Source organism: Pseudorhodoferax aquiterrae, assembly GCF_014652235.1.
Lineage (GTDB): Bacteria > Pseudomonadota > Gammaproteobacteria > Burkholderiales > Burkholderiaceae_C > Pseudorhodoferax > Pseudorhodoferax aquiterrae.
Genome location: NZ_BMYK01000002.1, coordinates 422,677 through 434,700 on the forward strand (window position 1 = coordinate 422,677; position 12,024 = coordinate 434,700).

Here is a 12,024-nt window from a genome sequence, read left to right on the forward strand (position 1 = left end):
ATGACCGTGCGCATCGTTGACCGGCGTAACGACAGCAAGAACAAGAGTTCGGTCAACCGCAGCCGCTTCATCCGGCGCTTCAAGGGCCAGATCCGCAAGGCCGTGTCCGACGCGATCAACAAGCGCGGCCTCAAGGACCTGGACGAAGGCGAGAAGATCGGCATCCCCGGCAAGGACATCGACGAGCCCCAGTTCGAGCACGGGCGCGGCGGTGTCTGGGACGCGGTGCGGCCCGGCAACGACCGCTTCAATGCGGGCGACCAGGTCGACCGGCCCAAGGGCGGTGGCGGTGGGGGCGGCGGCAAGGGCCAGGCCAGCAACGAGGGCGAGAGTCTCGACGAGTTCGTCTTCACGCTGACCAAGGACGAGTTCCTGGACATCTTCTTCGACGAGATGGCCCTGCCCAACCTCGTCAAGCAGCAGCTGGCCCAGATCGAGCAGTTCAAGCGCACGCGCGCCGGTTTCGTGCAGACCGGCGTGCCGACCAATGTGAACCTCACGCGCACCATGCGCGGTGCGGCCGGCCGGCGCGTGGCCATCGGCGGGCCCTACCTCACGCAGCTGCGCGCGCTTGAGAAAGAGCTTGCCGAACTGCGCGAGAAGCTGCCCGAGGACGATCCCGAGGTCGAGCGCGTGCGCAAGGAGATCACCAAGCTGCGCGCCAAGATCGACCAGATCCCCTTCGTCGACACCTTCGACCTGCGCTACAACAACCGCGTGAAGACCCCGAAGCCGTCCACGCAGGCCGTGATGTTCTGCCTGCTCGACGTCTCGGGCTCCATGGACGAGGGCCGCAAGAACGTGGCCAAGCGCTTCTTCATGCTGCTGTACCTGTTCCTCAACCGGAACTACGAGCACATCGAGGTGGTCTTCATCCGGCACCACACGGTCGCCAGCGAGGTCAGCGAGGAGGACTTCTTCACCTCGCGCGAATCCGGCGGCACGGTGGTCTCCAGCGCGCTCACGCTCATGCACGAGATCATCGCGGCGCGTTACCCCAGCAGCCTGTGGAACATCTACGGCGCCCAGGCTTCGGACGGCGACAACTGGCACGACGACTCGCCGCGCTGCCGCGAGATCCTCGGCAACCAGATCCTCGAACTCACGCAGTACTTCGCCTACATCGAGATCACCGACGGACCGCCGCAGAATCTATGGGAGGAGTACCTCAAGCTCCAGGAAGCCCATGCCGGCCGCTTCGCGATGCAGCGCATCGCGAACCTGGCCGACATCTATCCCGTGTTCCGCGAACTGTTCAAGCGCCGGGCCTGAGCCCTGCCCGGCCGCACAAGGGAGACCCATGCTGACCAAGGCCCAGTTCAAACCCCTTCCCGCCGGCTCGGAGTGGACCTTCGAGGCGATCGAGGCGTACGACGAAGCCATCGCGCGCGTGGCGCGCGACTACGGGCTGGACTGCTACCCGCACCAGATCGAGGTCATCAGCGCCGAGCAGATGATGGACGCCTACGCCTCCATCGGCATGCCGGTCTACTACCACCACTGGTCCTTCGGCAAGCATTTCCTGGCGACCGAGAACCGCTACAAGCGCGGGCAGATGGGTCTGGCGTACGAGATCGTCATCAACTCCAACCCCTGCATCGCCTACCTCATGGACGAGAACACCTTGCCCATGCAGGCGCTCGTGATCGCCCATGCGGCCTACGGCCACAACTCCTTCTTCAAGGGTAACCACCTCTTCAGGCAATGGACCAGCGCCGACGCCATCGTCGACTACCTGGTGTTCGCCAAGAACTACATCGCGCAGTGCGAGGAGCGCCATGGCGTGGAGGCCGTGGAGCGGCTCATCGACGCCTGCCACGCCCTGACCAACGTGGGCGTGGACCGCTACAAGCGCTCGCCGCGGCTGTCGCTGGAGAAGGAAACCCTGCGCCAGAAGGAACGCGAGGAGTACCTGCAGGCCCAGGTCAACGACCTGTGGCGCACGCTGCCACCGCGCCACGAGGCCGAGCAGCAGGCCAAGGAAGAGCGCTTCCCCAAGGAGCCCGAAGAGAACCTGCTGTACTTCATCGAGAAGCATGCGCCGCTGCTGGAGCCCTGGCAGCGCGAGGTGGTGCGCATCGTGCGCAAGATCGGCCAGTACTTCTATCCGCAGCGCCAGACCCAGGTCATGAACGAGGGCTGGGCCACCTACTGGCACTACACCATCCTGAACACGCTCTACGACCAGGGCCAGCTGTCGGACGGCTTCATGATGGAGTTCCTGCAGTCCCACACCAACGTGGTCTACCAGCCGCCCTACAACAGCCAGCACTTCTCGGGCATCAACGTGTACGCGCTGGGCTTTGCGATGTGGCGCGACATCCGCCGCATCTGCGAGGAGCCGACCGAGGAGGACCGCGCCTGGTTCCCCGAGTTCGCGGGCTCGGACTGGCGCAAGACCTTCGACTTCGCGATGCAGAACTTCAAGGACGAGAGCTTCGTCGCGCAGTTCCTGTCGCCCAAGGTCATGCGCGACTTCCGCTTCTTCTCGGTGCTGGACGACGACAGCCGCAGCAAGCTGGAGATCCAGGCCATCCACGACGAAACCGGCTACCGCGCGTTGCGCCGCCAGCTGTCCGAGCAGTACGACCTGGGCAGCCGCGAACCCAACATCCAGGTCTGGAACGTGGACCTGCGCGGCGACCGCTCGCTGACCCTGCGCCACTTCGCCCACCAGCGCCGCCCGCTCGGCGATTCGGCCGCCACCATGCTCTCGCACCTGGGCACGCTATGGGGCTTCAACGTGCGGCTGGAACGCCAGAACGCCGACGGCTCGGTCGAACTCGTGGCCGAGCACCGCCAGGACCGCCGTCGGCGCGCCTCCGACCCGGCCTGACGCGGCCGCGTTGCCCCACCTGGCCGATTCCGCGGAACTTCGGCCGCGCGCCCACGTCTACTTGCAGTTCTCAGCCAACTGCCAGGAGCCCCGATGCGACGATTGAACGTGAACGGAGTGCAACGCGAGGTCGATGTCGAGGACGACACACCTCTCCTGTGGGTGCTGCGCGAGCAGCTCGGCCTGACCGGCACCAAGTACGGCTGCGGCATCGCGGCCTGCGGCGCCTGCACCGTGCACCTGGACGGCGTGCCCACGCGCAGTTGCGTGCGGCCGGTCTCCACCATCGAGGCGACCGAGAAGATCGTGACCATCGAGGGCCTGTCGCCCGATGGCTCGCACCCGGTGCAAAAGGCCTGGGTGGCGCTGGACGTGCCGCAGTGCGGCTTCTGCCAGTGCGGCATGGTCATGGCCGCGAGCGCGCTGCTCCAGACGAAGCCCAATCCCAGCGACCAGGACATCGACGAAGCCATCACCAACATCTGCCGCTGCGGCACCTACAACCGCGTGCGCGCGGCGATCAAGGCCGTCGCCCAGGGCAGCACCAAGTCCGCCGGACTGTCGATCCTGCACGTGGACGGGAGCGTGACGTGAGCGCCGCCACCACCACCCGCCGCCGCTTCATCGGCGGCACCGCCGCCACGGCCGGGGCACTGGTCGTGGGCTTCCACGTCCCGCGCAAGAGCCTGGCGCAGACGCCGCTGCCCGACGAGGTCAACGCCTGGGTCGTCGTGAAGCCCGACGACACCGTGGTCGTGCGCATCGCGCGCTCCGAGATGGGCCAGGGCACGCTGACGGGCCTGGCGCAGCTGGTGGCCGACGAACTCGACTGCGACTGGGCCAAGGTCACGACCGAGTACCCCACGCCGGGCCAGAACCTCGCGCGCCAGCGCGCCTGGGGCAACTTCTCCACGGGGGGCAGCCGCGGCATCCGCGAATCGCACGACTACGTGCGCAAGGGCGGTGCCACGGCGCGCGTGATGCTCGTGCAGGCCGCGGCCGACGGCTGGAAGGTGCCGGCGGGCGAATGCCGCGCGGTCAAGGGCGTCATCACGCACCAGCCGACGGGCCGCACCACGACCTACGGCAAAGTGGCTGCGGCCGCCGGCCAACTCAAGCCGCCGGCGGACGTGCCGCTCAAGGATCCCAAGGACTGGCAGCTGATCGGCAAGCGCCTGGCGCGGCTGGACACGGTCGAGAAGGTCACGGGCAAGCAGGTCTACGGCATGGACCTGCAGATGCCCGGCATGCTGAATGCGGCGATCAAGGCCTGCCCCGTGTTCGGCGGCACGCTCAAGTCCTTCGACGCGGCCGCTGTCGAAAAACGGCGTGGCGTGCACAAGGTCGTGCGCGTGGGCGACAACGCCGTGGCCGTCGTGGCCGACACCTGGTGGCGGGCCAAGACCGCGCTGGACGCCCTGCCCGTCGAATGGGACTTCGGCCAGCACGCGCAGGCCTCCAGCGCCGGTTTCGCCGAGGTGCTGAAGGCCGGCCTCACGGCCGAGCAGGCGGTCGTGGGCAACCGCAATGGCGACGCCAAGGCCGCATTGGCCGGCGCGGCGCGGCGCATCGAGGCCACCTACAGCTATCCGCACCAGAACCACGCGACCATGGAGACCATGAATGCGACGGCGCGCTGGACGCCGCAGCGCTGCGAGGTCTGGACGCCCACGCAGAATGGAGAGGCCGCACTGGCCGCAGCGGCCGAGGCCGCCGGCCTGCCGCCCGCGCAGTGCGAGGTCTACAAGATCCACCTGGGAGGCGGCTTCGGCCGGCGCGGCGCCGTGCACGACTGGGTGCGCCAGTCCGTGGCCATCGCGCGGCAGTTGCCCGGCGTGCCCGTCAAGCTGATCTGGTCGCGCGAAGAGGACATGCAGCACGGCCTGTACCACCCGGTGACCCAATGCCGCCTGGTCGCGGGTCTGGACGACAAGGACGAGCTGCAGGCGCTGCACATGCGCATCTCGGGCCAGTCCATCGTGGCCGGCATCTTTCCGCAGAACATCAAGGACGGCCGCGATCCCGTGGTATTCCAGGGCCTCAACGCGCCGGGGCCGGAGGCCTCGATCGGCTACAGCGTGCCGCACCTGCTGGTCGACCACGCCATGCGCAACCCGCATGTGCCGCCGGGCTTCTGGCGTGGCGTCAACCTGAACCAGAACGCGATCTACCTGGAGTCCTTCATCGACGAGATCGCGCACGCCACGCAGCAGGACCCGCTGGCCCTGCGGCGCAAGCTCATGGCCCAGCATCCCAAGCATCTGGCGGTGCTCAATGCCGTGGCCGAACGCGTGGGCTGGGACAAGCCGGCGCCGGCCGGGCGCTTCCGCGGCCTGGCGCAGACCATGGGCTTCGGCAGCTACGTGGCGGCCTGCGCCGAGATCTCGGTCAGCGACGACGGCAAGCTCAAGGTGCACCGCATCGTCGCGGCCACCGACCCGGGTTACGCCGTGAATCCGCAGCAGATCGAGGCCCAGGTCGAAGGCTCGTTCGCCTACGGGCTGTCGGCCGCGCTGTACGGCGAGTGCACGGTCAAGGACGGCCGCATCGAGCAGGACAACTTCTCCACCTACCCGGTGCTCAAGATGGACGAGATGCCGGCCGTGGAGACCGTGATCGTGCCTTCGGGCGGCTTCTGGGGCGGGGTGGGCGAGCCGACCATCGCGGTGGCCGCGCCGGCCGTGCTCAACGCCATCTTCGCGGCCACGGGCAAGCGCATCCGCGACCTGCCGCTCAAGAACCACGACCTCAAGAAGGCCTGATGCGCGGGCTGGCGGCGCTGCTGCTGGCGGGTGCGGCGGCCGCCCAGCCGCTGGCGCCCTACACGGTCCAGGGCGATGCCATCGCGGCGCCGCTCGCGGGCCTGGCCGGCGATGCGGCGCGCGGCCGCGCCATCGTGGCCAACCGGCAGCTGGGCCTGTGCCTGCTGTGCCACGGCGCGCCGATCCCGGAGGAACGCTTCCAGGGCGACCTGGCGCCGAACCTGGCCGGCGTCGGCACACGCTGGAGCGCCGGCCAGCTGCGGCTGCGGCTGGTGGAGCCGCAGCGCCTGGTGCCCGGCACCATCATGCCGGCCTACCACCGCACCGAGGGGCTGCGGCAGGTGGGCGCGGCCTGGCGCGGCAAGCCGCTGCTGGACGCGCAGCAGATCGAGGACGTGGTGGCCTACCTGTCCAGCCTCAAGGAGTAATGTCTTGACCCCCTTCGACCCGCGACGCCGCCATGCTCTCGCCCTGGGCACGGGCCTGGCCGCCGGCCTGGTGATGCGCCCGGGCGCGGCCGCCACGGGCGATCTGGCCGCTGCCATCGCAGCCTTCACCGGCGGCCGCACACCGCAACCCGGCCGCGTGCGGCTGGAGATCTCCACGCTGGTGGAGAACGGCAACGCCGTGCCCGTCACGCTCTCGGTCGATGACGGCATCGCGCTGCCGCAACTGCGCAGTCTGGCCTTGTTCAACGAACGCAACCCGCAGCGCGACGTGGCGCGCTTTCGCTTCGGGCCGGCGTCTGGCCGGGCCTGGGCCGCCACGCGCATCCGGCTCGCCACCTCGCAAAAGCTCGTGGCCGTGGCCCTGATGGAGGACGGCGCGGCCTTCTCGCACACCGTGGACGTGGTGGTCACGCTGGCCGCCTGCATCGAATAGGAAGCCGCATGGCCCGTACCCTGATCCATGTTCCGCCCAGCGTGCGCCGCGGCGAGCCCTTCGAGGTGCGCACCACGATCGCCCACCCCATGGAAACCGGCTACCGGCCCGACGAGAACGGCCGCGTGCTGCCGCGCGACATCGTCACGCGGTTGCAATGCACGCTGGACGGCGCCCTGGTCTTCAGCGCCGACCTGTACCCCGCCATCGCGGCCAACCCTTACGTGGCCTTCCAGGTGCGCGCCGAGCGCAGCGGCGAACTGCGCATCACCTGGGAGGGCGACAAGGGCTTCGCGCAGACCGAAACCGTCGCCGTGCGCGTCGAATGAGGGCCTGGCTCGCGCTGGCGCTGGTGTGTGCATCCGCCGGCGCACAGCCGGCGCGTTCGGGCCTGGACTTCATGGGCCCGGCGACGCAGGCCATGCAGCGCGACGACAGCCAGAACCCGGCCATGCTGTGGCTGCACGAAGGCCAGGCGCTCTGGAACAAGCCTGAGGGCCGCGAACAGCGCAGCTGCATGTCCTGCCATGGCGATGCCAGCCAGTCCATGCGCGGCGTGGCCACGCGCTACCCGGCCTTCGACACGGCCAGCCAGGGGCCGCTCAACCTCGCGCAGCGCATCGGGCAGTGCCGGGTGCAGCACCAGCAGGCCACGCCCTGGTCGCCCGAGAGCGAGCCGCTGCTGAGCCTGGAGACCTATGTCGCCCAGCAGTCGCGCGGCCTGCCCATCGCGCCGGCCGCGGACCCGCGGCTGGCACCGTTCACGGCGCGCGGCCAGGCCGCCTATGTGCGCCGCATCGGCCAGCTCGACATGTCCTGCGCCCAGTGCCATGACGGCGCCTGGGACCGCAAGCTGGCCGGCAACCCCATCACGCAGGGCCAGGCCACGGGCTACCCGATCTACCGGCTCGAATGGCAGGGCATGGGCTCGCTGCAGCGCCGGCTGCGCAACTGCATGACGGGCGTGCGCGCCCAGGCCCCGCCCTTCGGCGCGGCCGAGCTCGTGGAACTGGAGCTGTACCTGGCGCAGCGCGCACGCGGCCTGCCGCTGGAGACGCCGGCCGTGCGGCCGTGACACGCTGAAGCCCGGCATCGCTTGGTGCTTTTGCGGGCACGGCACGAGCCGCCGACCACAATAGCCCGCCATGCCCCTGCCCCGCCGCCACTGCCTGCTTGCCTTCGCCATGCTCCCGGCGATCGGCCATGCGGGCTTCAATTTCTTCACGGGCGAGTACACGGCCAGCCATGCCGAACTGCAAAGTCTCGTGGAGAAGCAGTTTCCGCTCGAGCAGCGCTATGCCGAGATCTTCCGCGTGCGCCTGCAGGACCCGCGCCTGGGCCTCAACGCGCCGGCCCAGCGAACGGGTCTCACGGCCGCGCTGACCATCGCCAGCCCCTGGCTGCGCGGCGGCCAGGTCGGCGGCACCGTGGCCATGAGCAGCGCGCTGCGCTGGGACGCGGCCGCGCGCGCGCTGCGGCTGGACCGGCCCAGCGTGGAGAGCCTGGAACTGCAGGGCCTGGCCGGCGGCGATGCCGAACGGCTGCGCCGCATCGCCGCCGTCGTCGCGCAGGAGCTGCTGCACGACCATGTGCTGCGCAGCTTCACCAAGCAAGAGATGACCGTGGGCCTGAAGACCTACGAGGTCGGCGCGATCACGGTGCTGGACGAGGGGATCAAGATCCAGCTGGAGTGAACAAGGCCGCACGCGGCGGCCTTGGTCGAGAACCGGCAGACCCGGTTTACTTCTTCTGCGGCGGCAGATCCGTGCAGGTGCCGTGCGCCACCTCGGCCGCCATGCCGATGCTCTCGCCCAGCGTGGGGTGCGGGTGGATGGTCTTGCCGATGTCGATCTCGTCGGCGCCCATCTCGATGGCCAGCGCGATCTCGCCGATCATGTCGCCGGCGTGCGTGCCGACGATGCCGCCACCAAGGATGCGGTGCGTCTCGGCGTCGAACAGCAGCTTGGTGAAGCCCTCGTCGCGCGTGTTCGCAATCGCGCGGCCCGAGGCCGTCCACGGGAAATGGCCCTTCTTGACCTTGATGCCCTCGGCCTTGGCCTGGTCCTCGGTCAGGCCGACCCAGGCCACCTCGGGGTCGGTATAGGCGACGCTGGGGATCACGCGGGCATTGAAGGCCGCGCTCAGCAGTTCCTTGTCGCCCTTCTGCTCGCCGGCGATGACCTCGGCCGCCACATGCGCCTCGTGCACGGCCTTGTGCGCCAGCATGGGCTGGCCCACGATGTCGCCGATCGCGAAGATGTGCGGCACGTTGGTGCGCATCTGGATGTCGACCGGGATGAAGCCGCGGTCGCTCACGGCCACGCCGGCCTTCTCGGCGCCGATCTTCTTGCCGTTGGGCGTGCGGCCCACGGCCTGCAGCACGAGGTCGTAGACCTGCGGCTCCTTGGGCGCGTTCGCGCCTTCGAACATGACCTTGATGCCCTCCTTGGTCGCCTCGGCGCCCACGGTCTTGGTGGAGGTCATGATGTTGTCGAAGCGCGGCGCGTTCATCTTCTGCCAGACCTTGACGAGGTCGCGGTCAGCGCCCTGCATGAGGCCGTCCAGCATCTCCACCACGTCCAGGCGCGCGCCCAGCGTGGAGTAGACCGTGCCCATCTCCAGGCCGATGATGCCGCCGCCCAGGATCAGCATGCGCTTGGGATCGGTCGCCAGGTCCAGCGCGCCCGTGGAATCGACCACGCGCGGGTCGCCCTTGGGCATGAACGGCAGGTGCACGGCCTGCGAGCCGGCCGCGATGATGCAGTGGCGGAACTTGATGACCTGCTTCTTGCCCGAGAGCTCCTGGCCGCTGCCGGAGGTCTCCTGCACCTCCAGGTGGTGCGGGTCGATGAAGCTGCCGACGCCGCGCACGGTCGTCACCTTGCGCATCTTGGCCATGGCCGTGAGGCCGCCGGTCAGCTTGCCCACGACCTTGTTCTTGTGCGCGAGCAGCTTGGCACGGTCGACCTTGGGGGCGCCGTAGTCGATGCCCAGGTCTGCGAAGTGCTTGACCTCGTCCATCACGGCGGCCACGTGCAGCAGCGCCTTGGAAGGGATGCAGCCCACGTTCAGGCAGACGCCACCGAGCGTGGCGTAACGCTCCACGAGCACGGTCTTCATGCCCAGGTCGGCACTGCGGAAGGCGGCCGAGTAGCCGCCGGGGCCAGCGCCCAGCACCAGCGTGTCGCATTCCAGGTCCACACCGCCGCCGTAGCTGCCGGCAGCCTGGGGGGCCGGCGTGGGCACAGCAGCGGGTGCCGGCGCTGGAGCGGCCGCAGCCGGCGCAGCAGCAGGTGCCGGCGCGGGCGCCGCGGCATCGGACGCCTCCAGCGTCAGCACGACCGAGCCTTCGCTGACCTTGTCGCCCACGGCCACCTTGAGCGCCGTGACCTTGCCGCCGTGGCTCGACGGAATCTCCATCGAGGCCTTATCGCTTTCCACCGTGATCAGCGACTGCTCGGGCTTGATGGTGTCGCCCACCTTGACCAGCAGTTCGATGACGTCCACTTCGCTGAAGTCGCCGATGTCGGGAACCTTGATGTCGATGCTTGCCATGTATCTCTCCTTGCCGGCGCGCGCGGCGCGCCGTCCTTTATTTCTTCAACTTGACCGTGAAGACCTCGACCGGCCCGGCCGAGTTCTTGTCGAATTCGCAGCCCGTCTGCACGCCGATCAGCGCCAGCTCGCGCGCGGTCTTGGCGTGTTTGGACGCCGCATGCATGGCGCCCAGCGCAAAGCTGCGGCCCGAGCCGATGCCCCAGAACTCCTTGAACTCGAACACCTCGCGGTAGCTGTACAGCCCGTAGATGCCGCTGGCATTGGCCAGCAGCACGCTGAACTGGCTGGACTCGTAAGGGTCGCCGTCGTCTTCCTTGGTCTGCAGGAAGAACTTGTCCTTGAGGATGGGGTGCAGGCGCGTGAAGGTCTCGAACACCTCGTCCTTGCCCGACAGGCGCAGTTCCTCGCGCGGCAGGCCTGCGAGGGCCTTGCGCAGCACGGGGAAGTGCGCCACGGTGCCGGCCATGCCCACGTAGGTGGGCCCGTCCGGCGTGTCCAGCGCGAAGATCTTGCTGTTGTCCTCGAAGCGGTGGGTCAGGCGGGTGTCGCCGAAGGTGACCAGCGTGTCGGCCGCGATCGCGACCTGACCCGCCTTCTTGACGACGACGACCGTTGTCATGCGCCGGACCGCGTCAGAGGATGACCCGGCGGAAGTCGGCCAGCACCTGGCCCAGGTAGGCGTTGAAGCGCGCGGCCGCAGCGCCGTCGATGACGCGGTGGTCGTAGGACAGCGACAGCGGCAGCATCAGGCGCGGCACGAACTGCTTGCCGTCCCAGACCGGCTTCATCGCACTCTTGGACAGGCCCAGGATGGCGACCTCGGGTGCGTTCACGATGGGCGTGAAGTGGGTGCCGCCGATGCCGCCCAGCGAGCTGATCGAGAAGCAGCCGCCGGTCATGTCGGCCGGGCCCAGCTTGCCGTCGCGCGCCTTCTTGGCCAGCTCGCCCATCTCCTGGCTGATCTGCAGCACACCCTTCTTGTCGGCATCGCGCAGCACGGGAACGACCAGGCCGTTCGGCGTGTCGGCCGCGAAGCCGATGTGGAAGTACTGCTTGTAGACCAGCGCGTCGCCGTCCAGGCTGGCGTTGAACTCGGGGTACTTCTTGAGCGCCGCGACCACCGCCTTGATCACGAAGGCCAGCATGGTGACCTTGACGCCGGACTTCTCGTTCTCCTTGTTGGTGGAGACGCGGAAGGCTTCCAGCTCGGTGATGTCGGCGTCGTCGTTGTTCGTGACGTGCGGGATCATCACCCAGTTGCGGTGCAGGTTCGCGCCCGAGATCTTCTTGATGCGCGACAGGTCCTTGCGCTCGATCGGGCCGAACTTGGCGAAATCGACCTTGGGCCAGGGCAGCAGGTCCAGGCCCGCACCGCCACCGCCTCCGCCACCGGCCGGGGCCTTGGCAGCCTGGGCCTTGGTCTGCACGGCGCCGCTCATCACCGACTTGGTGAAGCTCTGCACGTCGTCCTGCGTGATGCGGCCCTTGGGGCCCGAGCCCTTGACCTCGGCCAGCGGCACGCCCAGCTCGCGGGCGAACTTGCGCACCGAAGGCGAGGCGTGCGGCAGCGCGCCGGTGGGCGCGACGGTCGGGTTGTGGGCGGCAACGGGTGCCGCAGCGGCTGCAGGTGCAGCGGCCGGGGCCGGCGCGGGCGCCTCGCTCTTGGCGGCGGCAGGTGCCGCAGCGGCCGCCGGTGCGGCGCTGGCCGCCGCCGGGGCGCCAGCGGACTCCACCGTGCCCAGCAGATCGCCGATGTTGACGGTGTCGCCGACCTTGACCTTGAGCTCCTTGAGCACGCCGGCCGCGGACGACGGAATCTCCATCGAGGCCTTGTCGCTCTCCACCGTGATCAGCGACTGCTCGAGCTTGACGCTGTCGCCGGGTTGGACCATGACCTCGATGACGGACACGTCCTTGAAGTCGCCGATGTCGGGCACGCGGATCTCGACCAGGCCACCGCCTTGGGCCGGCGCCGGCGCCGCGGGC

Annotated in this window: 12 protein-coding genes; 9 read left to right on the forward strand and 3 right to left on the reverse strand. The window is 69.0% G+C overall.

From position 1 onward, the window contains the following. The 9 genes from IE209_RS04690 (at window position 1) to IE209_RS04730 (ending at window position 8,174) form a co-directional block, all read left to right on the forward strand. Window positions 1-1,272, forward strand: a complete 1,272-nt coding sequence (locus IE209_RS04690) for a YeaH/YhbH family protein (protein WP_189685799.1) — start codon at window positions 1-3, stop codon at window positions 1,270-1,272. A 28-nt stretch (window positions 1,273-1,300) separates the two neighbouring features. Continuing rightward, window positions 1,301-2,836, forward strand: a complete 1,536-nt coding sequence (locus tag IE209_RS04695) for a SpoVR family protein (protein ID WP_189685800.1) — start codon at window positions 1,301-1,303, stop codon at window positions 2,834-2,836. 93 nt (window positions 2,837-2,929) lie between these two features. After that, window positions 2,930-3,430: a (2Fe-2S)-binding protein gene (locus IE209_RS04700; protein WP_189685801.1), complete on the forward strand. Its 501-nt coding sequence runs from the start codon at window positions 2,930-2,932 to the stop codon at window positions 3,428-3,430. Next, window positions 3,427-5,598 carry a xanthine dehydrogenase family protein molybdopterin-binding subunit gene (locus IE209_RS04705; RefSeq protein WP_229882687.1) on the forward strand — a complete coding sequence of 724 codons (2,172 nt, stop codon included), beginning with the start codon at window positions 3,427-3,429 and terminating at the stop codon, window positions 5,596-5,598. Before IE209_RS04700 ends, IE209_RS04705 begins: the two co-directional genes overlap by 4 nt. Then, window positions 5,598-6,026: a sulfur oxidation c-type cytochrome SoxX gene (gene soxX, locus IE209_RS04710; RefSeq protein ID WP_189685802.1), complete on the forward strand. Its 429-nt coding sequence runs from the start codon at window positions 5,598-5,600 to the stop codon at window positions 6,024-6,026. Before IE209_RS04705 ends, soxX begins: the two co-directional genes overlap by 1 nt. Before the next feature lie 4 nt (window positions 6,027-6,030). Next, window positions 6,031-6,480 (forward strand): thiosulfate oxidation carrier protein SoxY, encoded by a 450-nt coding sequence (locus IE209_RS04715; RefSeq protein WP_229882688.1) that lies wholly within the window; start codon window positions 6,031-6,033, stop codon window positions 6,478-6,480. Between the two features lie 8 nt (window positions 6,481-6,488). Then, complete coding sequence (gene soxZ / locus IE209_RS04720; protein ID WP_145545390.1) at window positions 6,489-6,809, forward strand: thiosulfate oxidation carrier complex protein SoxZ; 321 nt, start codon at window positions 6,489-6,491, stop codon at window positions 6,807-6,809. Continuing rightward, entirely contained in the window at window positions 6,806-7,555 is a 750-nt protein-coding gene (gene soxA, locus IE209_RS04725; protein ID WP_189685803.1) for a sulfur oxidation c-type cytochrome SoxA, read from the forward strand. The genes soxZ and soxA overlap by 4 nt, the downstream gene beginning before the upstream one ends. Before the next feature lie 70 nt (window positions 7,556-7,625). Further along, on the forward strand, window positions 7,626-8,174 hold the full coding sequence (locus tag IE209_RS04730) for a YceB family lipoprotein (RefSeq protein WP_229882689.1): 549 nt from the start codon (window positions 7,626-7,628) through the stop codon (window positions 8,172-8,174). Between the two features lie 46 nt (window positions 8,175-8,220). Here the strand turns inward: IE209_RS04730 and lpdA are convergent, their stop codons facing one another. The 3 genes from lpdA to aceF form a co-directional block, all read right to left on the reverse strand. Then, window positions 8,221-10,035: a dihydrolipoyl dehydrogenase gene (lpdA, locus tag IE209_RS04735; protein ID WP_189685804.1), complete on the reverse strand. Its 1,815-nt coding sequence runs from the start codon at window positions 10,033-10,035 to the stop codon at window positions 8,221-8,223. 37 nt (window positions 10,036-10,072) lie between these two features. Beyond that, window positions 10,073-10,657, reverse strand: coding sequence for an Ntn hydrolase family protein (locus IE209_RS04740; protein WP_145545386.1), 585 nt, complete (start codon window positions 10,655-10,657; stop codon window positions 10,073-10,075). Window positions 10,658-10,670: 13 nt separating this feature from the next. Further along, the coding region (gene aceF / locus IE209_RS04745; RefSeq protein ID WP_229882690.1) for a dihydrolipoyllysine-residue acetyltransferase at window positions 10,671-12,024 on the reverse strand (1,354 nt) is incomplete at its 5' end.